This is a genomic window from Parabacteroides hominis (assembly GCF_014287585.1).
In the GTDB taxonomy this organism is placed as follows: Bacteria; Bacteroidota; Bacteroidia; order Bacteroidales; family Tannerellaceae; genus Parabacteroides; species Parabacteroides hominis.
On the sequence record NZ_JACOOJ010000059.1, the window covers coordinates 1 to 17,097 of the forward strand.

Sequence of the window (17,097 nt, forward strand, 5' to 3'; positions counted from 1 at the left end):
CTATTAGAACTACGTCATAAAATTAAAACACAACAAGATAAAGTTAAACGATAAAATATATACAAGTATGAAGCTGAAAAATATATTATCAATGGTTTGTTTCCTCTGTCTGGTATTTTCTTGCTCGATGGAAGATGATGTTCTGAATGAGTTTGATTATTCACAAAAAGATCAGATTGCTTTATCTGATGCAAAAGCAGCTGTAGCATTTAAGGTTACGTTGCCAACAGGTAATATGACTAAAACTGTATCTTCCGGTGGAAAAGAAGAACCGACGGAAGCTGAGTGTGCAATTGATCATTGTTCTCTGATTCTTGCAGATGCTACAGGAGCTATTTTGACTGTAGATGATCAAGTGTACGTGAATAAAACAAATACTTTTACAATCAATGGAGCTTCTTACGACAGTGTTGTTGTCGCCTCGTCTGCTACCTCAGAACAAATAATCAAACACATGGTAAAAGTAGGAAAAGTGTATCAGGTAATGATTATTGCAAACTCAAATCAAACTTTTGCCTCTTGTACATCGATTTCTGCAGCAGAAGAGAAGGTCCAGGAAGGATTTACTACTTCTTTAGTTAAAGTTGGTCGCGGTGCAATTGATTTGACTAATGTTGAGGGATACTCCTCTACAACGGAAAGTGCAGAGAAGCCTGTTTTTGCTTCTGTTACGCTCTACCAATTGTCTGCTCGTATCGAATTAGCCGGATTTGCAATAAAAGAATTTATTAAGGGTACAGAATCTACAGATGTAGTAATCAACAGCATTCAAGTATCCAATATTAATACAAAAAGCTATTTGACAGAGACTGCTAAATATGGCGTAACTGCTTATATTTCTGATTCAAAATCGTATGAGAACGGAGTTACTGTTTATACAGCAGGATCCGACTTAAATAACATGTATTCTTTTATTGATAACAAAAATGTTAAGACATTCTATTCTTATCGTAATAGTGCAAATGCTCAGAATAAGTTGAAAATGACTATTCAGTATACGGTAGGTGGTGTTCAGAAAACTTCAAAAGAGTTTGTGATTAATGGAACCGAAAGTGGAGGAACCGGAAGCATTGATTCTAACACAATCTATCGCCTGTATGTAACAGCCAGTGTAACAAGTGATGAACTGATTTTAGATAATGTCCTTTGTTATGTGAAGGATTGGGGTTTTGTTGAAGTGAATGTTGGCAACCTGGAAGAACAAAACTAAGTTAAATGGGTAAAATTATAATATTATGAAACTGAAGAATATACTATCGGGAATCTGTTTGATGGCTGGTCTATTTTCGGCCTGTACTTCTGAAGAACTCATTGATAATGGGGGAACGGAAGAAGGAAAAGATACTTCTCTTTCTCTGGTGTTGACGACTGGTGAGCCGGCTACAAAAGCGGCAGAGGGGTATCAGTATGCAACAGCAGACGAAATTAAAGTCTCAAATTGTGTAGTAGCGTTATTCAAAATGAATGGTACTACGGTTGGTGATATGATTGGAAAGGTGGAATCGTTTGATTTTGACGCTTCTAATACGACCTATAATAATAAACCAGCCTATTCATTAAATAATATACCTGCCAAAACAGGTAATGTACGTATATTGGTTGTAGCCAATGCAACGAATGCAGATTATACGGATTTTACTACGTGGAGCCAGTTTATGGAAGCATCAACTGAAAAAGCTCTTGTAGAAAACGATCTGGTAAAGGTGGGATGGTTAGATAAAGAATTAGTAGCTCCTGTTACCGGTACGATTGCCGTTCCTCTGGCGCAGCTATCTGCAAAAGTTAAATTGGATATTTCCACATCAGATCCTTCTTCATGGACTTATGCTATATCTAAAATTACGGTAGAGAAAATAAATAAAAAGACTGATTTGATCTTGACTTCCGCTAATTCTCAAAAGAGTCTGGAACAATTGGTTTTGGATAATAGTAATAATGCAGAAAGGTTTGCAGATTTGTCTTTTTACACGTATGAGAATCCTTTGGCTGAATCGGTGAAAATAACAATTGAAGGGACTCTGAGTGAGGAGAATGGTATTTCAGAAACTAAAAAATACAGTGTAGAACTGAATAAAACAGTTGATAATGCGAGGTTAGCTGAAGGGCTTTGTCACGGTACATTATATAATATAAAAGGAAAAATCGATGTTACAACCCGTACAATCAATTTTAGTTGGGAAATCCTGCCTTGGAGTACAACGGTTCGTGAAGTGAGTGTCGATATTATTAAACCGAAGTTCCTTGTAGTGAAGGATACGGAGATGACGATGCCGAATATTACGTCGATTTCAACAACGTTTAATTCTTCTTCTCCGGTAAGTATTATAGGTATTTCAGTGACAAATGGGAAAAATCATATAAATACAAATCGTTCTATTACTGCTTCTTCTGGTAATAATGGGGAGATTAATATTACAAGTGAATTACCGATTAATTTTGTTCCTAAATATATTTCATTTACAGTGAAAAATGAAGATGGATTGAGCCAAGAAGTAAAGATTGAACAGTATCCTCCGTTGTATATTTATGCTCATACTTCTAAAAATGATGCTGATGCCGGCCAAGGACAAACGAATAGTAATATGTATGTCATAAAATCTTTAATAGCTGATTATACTTCAGTTAAAGATCCCTTAGAAGTAAGTGAAGATTGGAGTAGCTTTGGAACTTATACTCATATGGGAAGTGAGAGTAATCGTTTGAGTAAGGGGCGTAACATGGCCCAACATATCCGTAGTTATGCGGTATTAGGGTATCCGGAAACAGAAAATGTTTATTTTGGAAAAGTTTATTCCAAACATGATGGTGAGGATAAAGATATGTATTGGGGCTATAAGAGTAAAGGAGTAACTATTAATTCATATGTTCCGTGTACAGCACAAACTGATGAAAATAACTATCGCATTTCACCACATTTTGTATTGGCTTCACAAAATGGAACGAATTCAGGTATGGATGACGAATCAGCGAGAGAATTTTGTGCCGGTTATATTGAACATGATAAAAATGGGGTTTTTACGGAACATAAATATGGTTCTTGGAGAGTTGCTACTAAAGCTGAACTCTATTTGATTGATATTCTTCAGAATACTACTGAGTGTGATGTAAAGCGAATTTTAGAAGGACGATATTATAATTGTGCAGTACCGCAGTTTGTGGACTTTATGGATCCTCGAGTTAATCAAGATGGAACAACTTATGCGGTTCGTTGTGTTCGTGATATTAAAGAATAAGGGTAAACTTTAAATATAAAAGATAATGAAAAAGATTATATATATACTTTCAGTGGTACTTCTGGCTGCATTGGCAGCGTGTACGGAAGATAGTTTGCTACCGCAGGAACCGGATGGCAGTAAAAATGGTTATGTAACACTTCGTTTTACGCTTGATGATATTCCTGACTTTAAGGAAGTAAGTACTAAAGCGGGAGAAACGGAGATATCTTCACTTTCGTTGATGACATTTGCGGAAAATGGTAATTTCCTTGGGCGTGTAGAAGCTACGGACATTATACAGACGGAGAATAATGAAGCGACTGGTTCGGCAAAAGGAACAGCTACAGCTTTGATTCCGGTAAATACAAAAACAATTCATTTTGTAGCTAATTATCCTTGGAATGGTAATGAATACAAAACACCTCTGGAAGGGCAGACTGAAACATCTGTTATGCCGGCATTGAGGACATCATCTCCTTATGTTGCTTGGGGATATGAAAATATAACCGATTACCAGAATGTGTCTGTAACTCTATTACGTAATTATGCAAAAGTAGAGGTAAATGTTAATTTGCAAGGTGATTCTGATCCGTTTGAGATCGATGGTTTTGCTTTGGCTAATTACGTTTCGGAAGGAACTGTAACTCCTTGGAATGAAGAGCAAGGTACATTTAATAATGTAACAAGCGAAATAAACAAAAATACCCAGATTACACAAATTGAAGATTATGCTTCCAAAATGCTGAATCATACGACAAGCGATTGTAATTTGAATCCTAAGTATATGTTTGAGTATCAGAATAATTATGATAATCAGACTTGTGTGATCATTAAGAAGAAGGGTGTTGATCAGTATTATAAAATACAGTTGATCGATCAGAATGGAGATCCTTTTATTATCGAACGTAATTATATCTACAAAGTAGTAATTGTGAAATTCACGAATGAAGCAACAGGAAGTGCGTCGTTTGAAGAAGCATTGAGGGCTGCTCCGACTAATAATATCTTTGCTGAGGTTGCAAAAGAAGCTCCGACTGTATCGGATGCGAATGGAAACAAACTAACGGTAACACCTTTGTTTCATCTGTTTACAGAAGATGGTACGCTGACTTTTGATGCTAATTACTGGAGAAACGGAACTTCGTTGAGTAATAGCGATATAAATGTATCGATGATACAAAACGGGCATACAAGCACGGGTATTTTATCTGATTTGTCTACTACAGTTAACGATGGCAAGGTGACGGCATCTGTATCTGTTCCTTATGGCATAGATAAGTTGGATTCGGCAACAGTGCTGATTAAGGCTGGTATCTTAACCCGTATTGTGACTGTTTATGCAAGTAAGAAATATTCGTTTAAACCGGTTATAGGAGATGATTATTTTGAAGATCGAGTGGGAGAAACTGTATCTTTAAAATTTAATATACCGTCCGATTATCCTTCTAATTTGTATCCGGTAAAGTGTTATATTAAAGCAGAAGACCTGAATCCTGTAACAACAGGGCAGGATCAAATGCTTATCGAGCATAGGGATGGAACTTATTATTATGTTTATCTCGCCACTGCTCCGGGGCAGCAAACAGTTTATTTTAAAACCACCCGTTCAACTGTTGCAAATCCAACAGTGAATAACGATTATTTCTATACAGGTGAGTTTGTTATGTCAAGAGTTGGGTTAAATGATTTTTCTAACATTTCTGCAGGTCATGCTTATTATGAAAGCGGCAGTACATTTGATATAACATTTAATGCGCCTGTTGCTGCATCTGTGACAATCTCTGGCGATGGAATAAAATCAAAAACGGTAGATGCTATCGCAGGTGTGAATACGGTTACTTTAGTAACTTCTACACGTGGTGCAAAAGGGACGATTTACCTCCGGACTGAAGGTTATAATGATGGGACAACTACTTATTCTAATAATTCGAAGTTACAAAGAGATTATACTGTTGGAGGAACTTTAACCTGTAAAAGGAGGAAAACAACGGAAAAAGTTTCCTCTGGTACAATTAGCACAAATAATAAAAGTGCAGAAGCACGTATAGATCGTGAAAATCATTATGAGATGATTTTGAAAGCAGGAATATTAGTGACTGATAAAATTAAATTTACAGTTAGTGCTAATAGTTATAAGTATAACTCAAGTGAAGTTTCAGTTTCAAACTTCTTCGGAAGTAATACAAATATGACATGTACTCGTTAATTAGCCTATATTTTTTCATTTAACTTACATACAACCGAATCCTTAACGGGATATAGGGAGCTTAGGGTGCGGAGATTTTCTTCGTGCCCTTTGTGATATAAGGGAGGTTGTGTGTGTGTTTCGGGACAGGGAGGTGTTTTTGGGGGCAAAATATAACTTTTTGATGCATAGCCTATGGGCTGTTCCAAATAAATGTTATCTTTGCCGGTAAGGAAAGAGGGAATGAATCTTCTTTCTTCTTATAATCAACAACTAAAACCATATAACTATGGCTATATTTATCAATCCCTTTGTGGATCGTGGTTTCAAACTCCTTTTCGGAAGAGAGGATAGTAAGGCGCTTCTGATTGATCTTTTGAATGATCTTTTGGAAGGTGAACGTGCGATCGTTGAACTGTCTTTTATGAACGTGGAAGCTCCTGCTGATTGCCCCGATGGGCGTAATGCCGTGTTCGATCTGAAATGTAAGGATAAAGATGGAGCTGTTTTTATCGTTGAGGTCCAGAATTCACTGCAAACTTATTTTTATGAACGAGGATTATATTATCTTTGTCGTATGATCTGTGATCAGGACAGGAAAGGTGAACAATGGAACTTCTCTTTATGTCCGGTCTATGGCATCTTTTTCCTGAACTTCAAGTCGGGTAAAAACGATAAGGTGCGTACGGATATTGTGCTCGCGAATCGTGAAACAGGTTGCCAAGCCAGTAACCTGCTGCGCGAAGTGTTTATTGAGATGCCCTTTTTCGATAAGAAAGAGGAGGAGTGTAAAACAGGTTTGGATTATTGGCTTTATACATTGAAATATATGGAACAGTTAAAAACAATACCATTCAAAGGTCAAAAGGCTTTGTTCGAGAGACTTGAAAAGTTGGCTAAGATTGTTAATCTCAACAAAAAAGAACGGATGGAGTATGAAGAATGTCTGAAAGTCTATCGTGATAACCAGAACGTATGGGATTATGCAATAGAGAAAGGCTATCAGGAAGGTGTGGATAAAGGCCTCGCCGATGGCATGAAAAAAGGTCTGGAAAAAGGCATGGAAGAAGGCCGGAAAGAAGGTCTGGAAAAAGGTATGAAAGAAGGTATGAAAGAAGGCATGGAAAAAGGTTTATGCCAAGTTGCTATTAAGATGAAGCAAAACGGTATGGATTTGGCTACCATTATGAGTTGTACCGGGCTGGATGCCGATACGATTGCTGAATTGTAGTCTGATAAGATAGTAAAGTAAAGCTCCGGTAATGTTTATGTTGCCGGAGCTTTTTTTCCTGTAATAGACCCACTTGTATAAATTCTTTCCGCGAAAAGTTTTGTGTTTTGCAGAAAAACCGTACCTTTGCAAGCCGAATATTATCAAAATTGTACTAAGAGTTTAATTCTTAGCACGTTGTTGCGTCAAGTGTCCGTAGCGACAGCGCACGCGAGGATTGGATTCTTGTTTTTTAGAGTTATTAATTTATTAATTTTTTAAGCAAGTGGATACTTTAAGTTTTAAGACCATTTCTGCAAACAAAGCAACTGTAAACAAAGAGTGGGTCATTGTTGACGCCGAAGGACAGACTTTGGGACGCCTTTGCGCAAAAGTAGCAAAGCTTTTGCGCGGTAAGTACAAACCCAACTTTACTCCGCACGTTGATTGTGGTGATAACGTAATTATCATCAATGCAGACAAAATCGTTCTGACAGGTAACAAATGGAACGATCGTATTTATTTGAGATATACCGGATATCCCGGTGGACAGATCGCTTACACGCCGGCTGATTTGCAGGCTAAAGGTGACGACCGTCTGTTCCGTAAAGTAGTGAAAGGTATGCTTCCGAAGAATCGTCTGGGTGCTAAACTGTTGAAAAATCTGTATGTATATGCAGGAACAGAGCACAAACACGAAGCTCAGCAGCCTAAATTAATCGATATAAACTCATATAAATAATCACAATGGAAGTAGTAAATGCAATAGGAAGACGTAAGGCAGCAGTTGCTCGCGTATTCGTAAGCGAAGGTACAGGAAAGATTACTATCAACAAACGTGATCTGGCTAATTACTTTCCTTCTACAATCCTTCAGTTCATTGTTAAGCAGCCGCTCGCAAAGCTGAACGTTGCAGAACAATATGATATCAAGATCAACCTCGATGGAGGTGGGTTCAAAGGACAGTCTGAAGCTGCTCGCCTGGCTATCGCCCGCGCACTGGTTAAGATCAATCCGGAAGACAAATCCGCTCTTCGCGCAGAAGGTTTCGTTACTCGTGACCCGCGTGCTGTTGAACGTAAGAAACCGGGACGTCCTAAAGCTCGTAAGAGATTCCAGTTCAGTAAACGTTAATCTTATTTGTGAGTCCCTTACAAGTATAGCAAAGCGTTTAGTATCTAAATTATCAGGATTCTTTTTATATGCTGACATACGGGAGGACTACCTGATGATTGAGTTAAACAAAAGAAAGTAAACGATTTTAAGAAAAAAACAATGTCAAGAGTTAATTTTGATCAGTTATTAGAAGCTGGCGTACACTTCGGACACTTAAAAAGAAAGTGGAACCCCGCAATGGCTCCTTATATCTTCATGGAGCGCAATGGTATTCATATCATTGACTTATATAAAACAGTTGCTAAAGTAGACGAAGCAGCAGAAGTAATGAAGAACCTGGCAAAACAGGGTAAGAAAGTACTTTTCGTTGCTACTAAAAAACAAGCTAAACAAGTTGTCGCTGATAAGGCTTCTTCAGTAGGTATGCCTTACGTTATCGAACGCTGGCCGGGTGGTATGTTGACCAACTTCCCGACTATCCGTAAAGCTATCAAGAAGATGGCTACTATCGATAAGATGACAAAAGATGGTACATTTGATAATCTTTCCAAGAGAGAAAAACTTCAGATCACTCGCCAGCGTGCTAAGTTGGAAAAGACTTTGGGCTCTATCGTAGACCTGACTCGTCTTCCGTCAGCTTTGTTCGTTGTTGACGTAATGAAAGAACATATCGCAGTTCGCGAAGCTAACCGTCTGGGTATCCCTGTATTCGGTATGGTTGATACGAACTCCGACCCGAACAACATCGACTACGTGATTCCGGCTAACGACGACGCTACAAAATCTGTAGAAGTTATCTTGGGCGCTATCTGCGAAGCAATGAACGAAGGTCTGCAGGAACGTAAAGCTGAAAAGATCGATACGGAAGCTGCCGGCGAAGGCGAAGCTCCTAAAAGAGAACGCAAAGCTAAAGCTGCTGTAAAGAAAGAACGTACTAAGAAGGAAGACGACGAAGCTCTGAACGCTAACGTTGCTGACAAATTCGCTAAGGACGAAGAATAAATTCAATTGAAAATTGACGATTGACAATTGACAATTAGAATACAAATACAATGGGCAATTGGCTTTTGACAGTAATTGTCAATTGTCAACTGTCCATTGTCTATTTATAAAGAGTATAAACATTTAATAAATAAGGAAATAAGATTATGGCTGTAACTATGGCTGATATTACCAAGCTGCGCAAAATGAGCGGAGCTGGTATGATGGACTGCAAGAAGGCTTTGACCGAATCCGACGGTGATATCGAAAAGGCAATGGAAATTATCCGTAAAAAAGGACAGGCTATTGCTGCTAAGCGTTCTGACCGCGACGCTGCTGAAGGTTGCGTATTGGCAAAGAAAGATGGCGAATTCGCTGCTATCATCGCTTTGAAGTGCGAAACCGATTTCGTGGCTAAGAATGAAGATTTCATCGCGCTGGCTCAGGCTATCCTGGATGCTGCTGTGGCTAACAAGTGCAAGACTCTGGACGAAGTGAAGGCTTTGCCGATGGGTAAGGGCACTGTACAGGATGCTGTTACCGACCGTAGCGGTATCACTGGCGAAAAGATGGAACTGGACGGCTATAACGTGGTGGAAGGTGCTTATACCACTGTTTACAACCACATGGGCAAGAACCAGTTGTGTACGATCGCCGCATTCAACAAGGAATCTGAAGATGCTGCTCACAACATCGTTATGCAGATCGCTGCCATGAACCCGATCGCTATCGACGAAGCCGGTGTTCCTGAATCTGTAAAAGAACAGGAAATCCAGGTGGCAATCGAAAAGACAAAGGCTGAACAAGTTCAGAAAGCTGTTGAAGCTGCCCTGAAGAAAGCCGGAATCAACCCGACGCACGTTGACAGCGAAGACCATATGGAAAGCAACATGGCTAAAGGCTGGATCACGGCTGAAGATGTTGCCAAAGCAAAAGAAATCATCGCTACTGTTTCAGCTGAAAAAGCAGCAAACCTGCCTCAGCAGATGATCGAGAATATCGCTAAAGGTCGTCTTGGCAAGTTCTTGAAGGAAGTTTGCTTGCTGAACCAGGAAGATATCATGGATGGCAAGAAGACTGTAAGAGAAACAATGAAGGAAGCTGATCCTGAATTGCAGATCCTGGCATTCAAACGCTTTACTTTGCGTGCCGAATAATTTTGCTCCGGCAGAATGAAATAAAAAAGGAGGTGTTTATACAAAACATCTCCTTTTTTATTTTTAGGCACGGATTATACGGATTGATCTGATTTTTCTTTCCGTGGAATCCGTGCCTGATTTGTATGTAACGCTTATTTCAACGCTGCCAAAGCCTCTTTGATACGCTTGATAGCTTCCACAATGTTTTCATCGCTGGTAGCGTAGCTCATGCGGATGCATTCGGGAGCACCGAAAGATGTGCCGCCAACGCAAGCTACATGGCCGACTTCCAACAAGTACATGGCCAGGTCGTCGGCATTCTCGATCGTGCGTGTGCCGTCCGTCTTGCCATAATAATAGCTGCATTTCGGGAACAGGTAGAAAGCTCCTTCCGGTTGATTTACTTCGAATCCCGGAACTTCCTTCGCCAAGCTGACGATCAGGTTGCGGCGGCGTTCGAATGCCTGACGCATTTCTTCGACCGGAGCCTGTGAGCCTGTGTAAGCTGCTTCTGCCGCTTTCTGCGATACGGAGCATGGGCCTGAAGTGTATTGTCCCTGCAATTTATTTACTGCCTTTACGATCCATTCCGGTCCGGCGATGAAACCGATACGCCACCCGGTCATGGCATAGGCTTTGGAAACACCGTTGACGATAACCGTACGGTCTTTCATCCCGTCTATCTGTGCGATGCTGTTATGCTTACCGATGTAGTTGATATGTTCGTAGATTTCGTCTGCAATCACAATGATTTCCGGATGTTTTTTCAGGACTTCGGCCAAGCCTGCCAATTCTTCCGCACTGTAGACCGAACCGGTCGGGTTAGACGGGGAACAGAGGATCAACGCCTTAGTTTTCGGTGTGATAGCCGCTTCCAACTGTGCCGGAGTGATCTTGAAATCCTGTTCGATACCGGCTGCAACGATCACAGGCGTACCTTCGGCCAATTTCACCATTTCCGGATAGCTGACCCAGAACGGAGCCGGGATAATCACTTCGTCGCCCGGATTTACCAATACCATGATTGTATTACAAACGGATTGTTTGGCGCCATTTGCGCAAGAAATCTGGTTGGCTGTGTATTCCAATCCGTTTTCGTTTTTCAGCTTGGCAACGATGGCGTTACGCAAAGCCGGATAACCAGCGACGGGAGAATAACGAGAATAATTTTCGTCGATAGCTTTTTTGGCAGCTTCCTTAATGGGTTCGGGTGTATTGAAGTCGGGTTCTCCGACACTTAAGTTGATAACATCAACTCCCTGAGCCTTTAATTCACCGCTCTTCTGGGACATCGCCAATGTTGCGGATGGCGATAAACTTGCTAAACGTGCTGATACTTGTGTCATGATAGTGTTATTATGTGATTATGAATTATTTGATATTGTGTAAGACGTGTCCCATCCGTTCCTTTTTCGTCTTCATGTAGAATTCGTTGTAAGGATTCGGATCAACTTCGATAGGAACGTTTTCTACGACTGTCAGCCCGTATGCTTCCAGTCCGACACGCTTAACGGGGTTGTTGGTCATCAGGCGCATCTTGGTGACTCCCAAGTGGCGCAGGATCTGGGCCCCGACACCGTAATCGCGTTCGTCGGCCTGGTGTCCGAGATGCAAGTTTGCATCGACAGTGTCCAAGCCGTCTTCCTGAAGTTTATAGGCTTTCATCTTTTCCATCAGCCCGATGCCGCGTCCTTCCTGGTTCAGGTAGACGATTACTCCCTTGCCTTCTTTTTCGATACGCTGCATGGCTTTGTGCAACTGTTCGCCACATTCGCAGCGCATGGAGCCGAAGATATCACCGGTTGCACAAGAAGAATGTACGCGTACCAGAATCGGTTCGTCCGGCTCGAACTTGCCTTTTATCAAGGCGATGTGTTCCAGTCCGTTGCTTTTCTGGCGGAAAGGGATCAGGCGGAAGTGGCCATATTGGGTGGGGAGGTCTACTTCAACGCCATTTTCTACGATCGATTCTGTTTTCAGGCGATACGAAATCAAGTCTTTGATACAGATGATTTTGATATCGAACTTCTTGGCTACCTCGATCAGTTGGGGCAGGCGTGCCATTGTCCCGTCTTCATTGATGATTTCGATCAATGCACCTGCCGGGTACAAACCGGCGAGGCGTGCCAGGTCGACAGCAGCTTCGGTATGTCCGGCACGGCGCAGGACACCACGCGAACGGGCGCGAAGCGGATTGATATGTCCCGGACGGCCCAGGTCGGACGGCTTGGTTTTCGGATCGGCAAGCGCCAAGATGGTTTCTGCCCGGTCGAACATCGAAACGCCTGTTGTGCAGTTGCCTCCTAATTTATCTACCGTTATCGTAAAAGGAGTCCCTAACAAAGAAGTGTTGTTTGCAACCTGCATGTCCAGCTCCAATTCCTGGCAACGTTCTTCCGTGATCGGTGCGCACAGTACGCCACGACCGTTTTTCAACATGAAGTTTACTTTTTCGGGAGTTATCTTTTCGGCGGCAATAATAAAATCACCTTCATTTTCGCGATCTTCATCATCGACTACGATTAAGAATTTTCCTTCGCGGAAGTCTTCAATAGCTTCTTCAATGGTGTTTAATTTGATTTCGCTCATATATTCTTTTTTCTTATATTTCTTATTTCACAAAGATACGGGTAATTTTTCAATTATGTCAATCAGTTCATTGCTTGTCTTTTGTACCGTTTTGATATCGTGCCGCAAAAGTTTGCGCTGGTACGTGGCAAGCAGATAAACCGGAAGCCCGATCGGGAAAAAGAGGCCGATTGCCAGCCCTGCTTTTCCGTTTATTTTTGCATTTATCTGGTTGTAGCCGCTTATGACCGGGTAGTCCATCAACTTGTTCAGGACTAAGGTCTGGTCCGAATTGGACAACTCTTCGATGATGCCGTCCATTTTAACAGCCAATTGCTCGGCTGTATGGTCGCGACCGCCCTGTTTCCAGAAACGGAAATAGTTTGTCCAACGTTTATGTCCTGCGAGATATGCATTGCTTTCTTCTACCAGTTGTTTCAGGCGGGGGATGATCTGCCCGTAATCCGGGTTGAACATGATCACCTCTTTCATTTCAACTTTTCTGCCCGAACGTTTCCCGAATATATTTTTCAAAGCATTCAGGTATGTATCGGCATTCAGTATGACAGAGTCGTTGACCGCTTTATAAGTCAGGAAGATACCTAACGGGGCCAAAACGGCGGAACTCAGCCACATTCCTTGCCATGCTTCCCATACGCCGTCGCGGGCCATCTTGAAGCCGATGTTGTTGATGACATAATAGAATATGAAAAGGAGGACGGAAAGAACCACCGGAGTCCCCAAGCCGCCTTTTCGTATAATGGCCCCAAGCGGTGCGCCGATGAAAAAGAAGACCAGACAAGCAAACGAGATGGTGAATTTGTTGTGCCATTCCGTCAAGTGGCGGCGTACCCTGTAGGCCTCTTCTCCGATAGTGGCTGCTTTGAAGAAGTAATCGGCCTTCATATTTTCGATGCTCGATTTCGCACGTGTCAGGATAGTCGCCTTCTTTCCGGGATTTTCTGCCTGGTAGAGGCTGTCGAAGTTCATGACGATTACCGGCTCGTCCCTCTTGGCCTCTGGCATCGCCTTTGTATCGGATTTCTCGCTATTCGGATCATCCTTTACGTTATTCTGTTTTATGTCTTCCTGTTTCTTAAACGTCTTTTTGTATGAAGTTTCGTAAACATTCTTGGCGTTGACGCTTTGCATGCTGTCTAAGCGCACGGAAACGGAGTCCACGAAGATTTGCAAGTCATGCATATTTTTACCCATAAACTGGTTTTGCATGAACGATTCGTCCGTCCGTGAGAAGTTTGCATCGAATTCGATCAGGATATCCCGGCTTTTGAAGGTCTCCCTCTGGTAGGGAACGGAACTTTTTGTGCCCGTAGTGCTCGATTGCTTGTCTAAGCTTCTAAAAGATTCTCCATTAAATAAGGAAAGGACCAGAAACATTTTGTCCGCCGAAGTTTTCAGGCGACCCGAATCCGCGACCATCACACTTACCTTGTTGAATCCCTCGGAATAGTCATAGATCATCATGTCGCGAAGAAGCCCCGTTTTAGTGTCTTTATGCTTTACATATACATTATATCCGGTGATTTCGCCGTAGAAAACCCCTTCCGGAATATCCAATTCCGGTGATTTCTGGCGCATAGACCAAAGCAGCGTGTAGAGTTTGACCTGTACGACAGGCATGGCATAGTTCTGGAAGAAGAAAGCCCCGATACTTATAATACTGATGGTGATGATTAGCGGGCGCATGATACGGACAAGTGAGACGCCCGCCGATTTCATAGCCAACAATTCCAATCGTTCGCCGAGGTTCCCGAAAGTCATAAGCGAAGCAAGCAAAATGGCTAACGGGAGTGCCATCGGCACGAGAAAAAGGGCGGCATACATAAACATTTCCGCCAAAATAGGAATCCCCAGACCTTTTCCGACCATGTCGTCAATGTACCTCCACAGGAACTGCATAAGCACAATAAACAGACAGATGCCGAAGGTCATCAAGAACAACGGCAGGAAAGTCTGTAGCATAAATGTATATAATCGTTTTATTTTCAACATTGCTTATCCGGTTGACGGCGCAAAAGTAGTGAAAAAACGATATGATCGCTAACAGAAATCACTAAAACAACCTAAATACCGAGCGTACGCTTCAGTTCTTCTACTTGCGTGTCCCATAAATCGATAGAATCCCTTTTCTCGTCCTGCTCGGCAAAATCCGTTATTTGCAAAGAAGTCGATCCTGTTAATTCATGGCTGTGGATCTGGAATTCGAAATAGGCGTTTTCATCCTCTTCATCCGTCCAACGGTAACGGATGCTCATTTCCGGTTTCATTGACAGAACCTCCGCCTCCTGTTCGGCTTTGTTCCATTTAAAAACATACATGTTACCATTAATAATAACATCGTCGGCGAACCAGGCTGACAGCCCTGGAGGAGTAGTGAGGTGATTCCATAAGCTTCGTCGTGAAACCTTATCGAAAATGTATTCGATATGAAATTTCTCTTTTTTCATCTTTCATCGTGTTTATTGCGCAGCAAGGTAATAAAAGAATTGATATCTGCCAAATCTGTCTCTAAAAAAAAGCGACTCTGAATTAAGATCTTAACAGGAAGCCCCCAAAATAATTGAATTTTTTTTCATGAAAGTGTTGCACAATATAAAAATAAGCTCTACTTTTGCAGCGTCAATCAAGGAAATGATGACAACATGATGGCGAGATAGCTCAGCTGGTTAGAGCGCATGATTCATAATCATGAGGTCCCCGGTTCAATCCCGGGTCTCGCTACAAACTTAACACTTTCGCAATATTGCGGAAGTGTTTTTTTATGTGGTAAACACTCGTCCTTACTCAAGGCAGTCTCATCTATCGGGAGATACTTGCCGCAGTTCTCAGGAAAGGTCACGATACTTCTTGTTTGCTTTTTCCGATGGAACACGTATCTTTGTGGTAAATGAATAAGAGAATATGAAATCAACAACTGAATATATGAACATCTTGCGTGACTATATGGCGAAGAATGCTTCCAAATATAGCATTACCCGTATGGGGATATTCGGTTCTGTTGCCAGAGGAGAACAAACAGAAGATAGTGACGTTGATGTTTATTTGGAAACATCAAAGCCGAATATGTTTGCATTGGTACATATAAAGGATGATCTGCAAACTCTGTTTGGTTGTAATGTCGATATTGTCCGATTACGGGATCACATGGATTCTTTTTTGAGAAATCGAATAGAGAAGGAGGGGATTTATGTGTGATACAGAATTAATCCGTTATTAATCAGTATTGGTATGACTTTGCCAGTTAAACCGTAAAAGATATTATAAGATAAGTGAAATTTAAACAGGCTCTAAGAAAAAATAGACAATAACCCCATTTTGCCTCTTTTTGCTATTTCATCTGAAAATCCGATTCATATTTCCGTTACATTTTGTTCGGTTTGGAGGTTTGCTTGATGATGATAAGCATTACGAAGTTGACATTTCGTCTGAATGCTTATCCTATATTATCAATTTAAGCCAGGAAATTGTGACAATGTGATAATCCTCAACTCCCGGAGAATCGAATATTTCCGGGTAAAGCCGGAGGATGACCCGATTATGCCCCAGGATTTTTCCGTCTATTACCCGTGAGGTGCGCAGTTTGTCGCCATGAGGACGGTCGTCGTTACCGTGGCGACCGTCTTCCTGGGTAACGACGACCGTTCTCGTGGCAATAGCGACCGTCTTCAAGGCAATGAAGACGGTCGCCATTGCGAAAACCCGGCAAATGAATGAAAAATGCTTTTTCTTTCCTTCCAAAAGTACCCTTTGAGTCTTTCCTTTATTACCCTGTTTAAATGTTAAATAATATTTTATTTACAATAAGTGCTAATATGTGGGGGGGCATTTGCCGGACACAGACGGGCGTTACTTTTGGCTTGACCCAAAAGTAACCAAAAAGTCAAGGCTTAACCGTCCGGTCTACTCCGGGCGAAGGCTACGCTGTCGCCTGCGAAACTCGCTTCGCTCAAACAGCGCAGGCTCCTGCCGCTTCGCCTTCACCCTCCGCTTGACGCCCGTCCGCTTAGGCCTTTCTTAGAAAGCTGCGCTTTCTCTTGGGATGGCCAATACCGCCTCTTATATATATAAGTATAGCTATCAATATCGGCATCCCCAAAGCCCCCCCCCCTCAGCCTCTCTTTTGCCGTCTGCTTCAGCAGACGGATAGTTGATTGTCCCGGCTTTGCCGGTTCCTCTGTGGGTTTTAACCCCTTTAAATATAATCCATAAAAGGGGCTAAAGCCCACAAAGGAAGAGGCTTTGCCTCTAAATCCTTTTAAACCGTCTGCTGAAGCAGACGGCAAAAGTGAGGCTAAGGGGGCTTTGGGGATTGCCGATGCTGACCGTTTTTCTGCGGCCCCGTGTCAAGCATGGGGACAAGCCTGTTCCCGCACTTGATGCGGGATCGCAAAGAAGCAGGCGGTATCGGCAATTCCAGAAGAGCCGTCAGGCTCTCTTACAATAACCCCTCCTAAAAAGGTCAATATTTGTATTTGGCTAATATTCAAGATTTTGTCAAATTCCATGTTTCTTAAAAAATATTACCCTTGCGGGTAATTTGAAAGGGTCTTGTTCACATTTGCTGCCTTATACACAAATCATCATTCTTTTGAGAAGTTCTATGCTTGCTCGTCCATAACACATTCTTTTAATCATCTTTAATTTGTTGACAAATCCTTCGGT

Annotated in this window: 14 protein-coding genes and 1 tRNA gene; 10 read left to right on the forward strand and 5 right to left on the reverse strand. The window is 41.8% G+C overall.

The features are described 5' to 3' along the window. Positions 1–67: 67 nt before the first annotated feature. The 8 genes from H8S65_RS19585 (at position 68) to tsf (ending at position 9,864) form a co-directional block, all read left to right on the forward strand. Entirely contained in the window at positions 68–1,210 is a 1,143-nt protein-coding gene (locus tag H8S65_RS19585) for a hypothetical protein (protein WP_186931509.1), read from the forward strand. Positions 1,211–1,235: 25 nt separating this feature from the next. Continuing rightward, a complete protein-coding gene (fimD, locus tag H8S65_RS19590; RefSeq protein ID WP_186931510.1) occupies positions 1,236–3,233 on the forward strand; it encodes a fimbrial tip adhesin FimD in 1,998 nt (665 codons plus the stop codon). Positions 3,234–3,258: 25 nt separating this feature from the next. Beyond that, positions 3,259–5,421, forward strand: coding sequence for a FimE-like fimbrial tip protein (locus H8S65_RS19595; protein WP_186931511.1), 2,163 nt, complete (start codon positions 3,259–3,261; stop codon positions 5,419–5,421). Positions 5,422–5,689: 268 nt separating this feature from the next. Continuing rightward, on the forward strand, positions 5,690–6,631 hold the full coding sequence (locus tag H8S65_RS19600) for an Rpn family recombination-promoting nuclease/putative transposase (protein ID WP_186931512.1): 942 nt from the start codon (positions 5,690–5,692) through the stop codon (positions 6,629–6,631). A gap of 265 nt (positions 6,632–6,896) precedes the next feature. After that, positions 6,897–7,352 carry a 50S ribosomal protein L13 gene (gene rplM / locus H8S65_RS19605; protein WP_186931513.1) on the forward strand — a complete coding sequence of 152 codons (456 nt, stop codon included), beginning with the start codon at positions 6,897–6,899 and terminating at the stop codon, positions 7,350–7,352. Between the two features lie 5 nt (positions 7,353–7,357). Next, entirely contained in the window at positions 7,358–7,744 is a 387-nt protein-coding gene (gene rpsI / locus H8S65_RS19610) for a 30S ribosomal protein S9 (RefSeq protein ID WP_005637642.1), read from the forward strand. Between the two features lie 141 nt (positions 7,745–7,885). After that, a complete protein-coding gene (gene rpsB, locus H8S65_RS19615; RefSeq protein ID WP_005637640.1) occupies positions 7,886–8,728 on the forward strand; it encodes a 30S ribosomal protein S2 in 843 nt (280 codons plus the stop codon). A gap of 146 nt (positions 8,729–8,874) precedes the next feature. Next, on the forward strand, positions 8,875–9,864 hold the full coding sequence (tsf, locus tag H8S65_RS19620) for a translation elongation factor Ts (RefSeq protein ID WP_186931514.1): 990 nt from the start codon (positions 8,875–8,877) through the stop codon (positions 9,862–9,864). 134 nt (positions 9,865–9,998) lie between these two features. On the opposite strand, the gene H8S65_RS19625 is transcribed toward tsf, so the two are convergent. From H8S65_RS19625 to H8S65_RS19640, 4 genes are all read right to left on the reverse strand, one after another. Then, on the reverse strand, positions 9,999–11,192 hold the full coding sequence (locus tag H8S65_RS19625) for a pyridoxal phosphate-dependent aminotransferase (protein ID WP_186931515.1): 1,194 nt from the start codon (positions 11,190–11,192) through the stop codon (positions 9,999–10,001). Between the two features lie 25 nt (positions 11,193–11,217). Continuing rightward, positions 11,218–12,435: a bifunctional 3,4-dihydroxy-2-butanone-4-phosphate synthase/GTP cyclohydrolase II gene (locus H8S65_RS19630; RefSeq protein ID WP_186931516.1), complete on the reverse strand. Its 1,218-nt coding sequence runs from the start codon at positions 12,433–12,435 to the stop codon at positions 11,218–11,220. A 27-nt stretch (positions 12,436–12,462) separates the two neighbouring features. Then, positions 12,463–14,397: an LptF/LptG family permease gene (locus H8S65_RS19635; protein WP_186931517.1), complete on the reverse strand. Its 1,935-nt coding sequence runs from the start codon at positions 14,395–14,397 to the stop codon at positions 12,463–12,465. Between the two features lie 101 nt (positions 14,398–14,498). Further along, positions 14,499–14,882, reverse strand: a complete 384-nt coding sequence (locus tag H8S65_RS19640; protein ID WP_186931518.1) for an START-like domain-containing protein — start codon at positions 14,880–14,882, stop codon at positions 14,499–14,501. A 200-nt stretch (positions 14,883–15,082) separates the two neighbouring features. On the opposite strand from H8S65_RS19640, the gene H8S65_RS19645 reads away from it, so the two are divergent. Both H8S65_RS19645 and H8S65_RS19650 read left to right on the forward strand, forming a co-directional pair. After that, positions 15,083–15,156: transfer RNA gene (locus H8S65_RS19645), tRNA-Met, on the forward strand. 180 nt (positions 15,157–15,336) lie between these two features. Further along, complete coding sequence (locus tag H8S65_RS19650; protein WP_186931519.1) at positions 15,337–15,630, forward strand: nucleotidyltransferase family protein; 294 nt, start codon at positions 15,337–15,339, stop codon at positions 15,628–15,630. 243 nt (positions 15,631–15,873) lie between these two features. Here H8S65_RS19650 and H8S65_RS19655 read toward each other — a convergent pair whose 3' ends face one another. Beyond that, positions 15,874–16,173: a hypothetical protein gene (locus H8S65_RS19655; RefSeq protein ID WP_186931520.1), complete on the reverse strand. Its 300-nt coding sequence runs from the start codon at positions 16,171–16,173 to the stop codon at positions 15,874–15,876. Between the last annotated feature and the right edge of the window lie 924 nt (positions 16,174–17,097).

Bases quoted from the DNA above. Each gene is read 5' to 3' on its own strand.
- fimD (WP_186931510.1), top strand. From the start codon at position 1,236: ATGAAACTGAAGAATATACTATCGGGAATCTGTTTGATGGCTGGTCTA.
- H8S65_RS19630 (WP_186931516.1), bottom strand. From the start codon at position 12,435: ATGAGCGAAATCAAATTAAACACCATTGAAGAAGCTATTGAAGACTTC.
- H8S65_RS19595 (WP_186931511.1), top strand. From the start codon at position 3,259: ATGAAAAAGATTATATATATACTTTCAGTGGTACTTCTGGCTGCATTG.
- H8S65_RS19600 (WP_186931512.1), top strand. From the start codon at position 5,690: ATGGCTATATTTATCAATCCCTTTGTGGATCGTGGTTTCAAACTCCTT.
- H8S65_RS19650 (WP_186931519.1), top strand. From the start codon at position 15,337: ATGAAATCAACAACTGAATATATGAACATCTTGCGTGACTATATGGCG.
- rpsB (WP_005637640.1), top strand. From the start codon at position 7,886: ATGTCAAGAGTTAATTTTGATCAGTTATTAGAAGCTGGCGTACACTTC.
- H8S65_RS19585 (WP_186931509.1), top strand. From the start codon at position 68: ATGAAGCTGAAAAATATATTATCAATGGTTTGTTTCCTCTGTCTGGTA.
- rpsI (WP_005637642.1), top strand. From the start codon at position 7,358: ATGGAAGTAGTAAATGCAATAGGAAGACGTAAGGCAGCAGTTGCTCGC.
- H8S65_RS19640 (WP_186931518.1), bottom strand. From the start codon at position 14,882: ATGAAAAAAGAGAAATTTCATATCGAATACATTTTCGATAAGGTTTCA.
- H8S65_RS19625 (WP_186931515.1), bottom strand. From the start codon at position 11,192: ATGACACAAGTATCAGCACGTTTAGCAAGTTTATCGCCATCCGCAACA.
- H8S65_RS19635 (WP_186931517.1), bottom strand. From the start codon at position 14,397: ATGCTACAGACTTTCCTGCCGTTGTTCTTGATGACCTTCGGCATCTGT.
- tsf (WP_186931514.1), top strand. From the start codon at position 8,875: ATGGCTGTAACTATGGCTGATATTACCAAGCTGCGCAAAATGAGCGGA.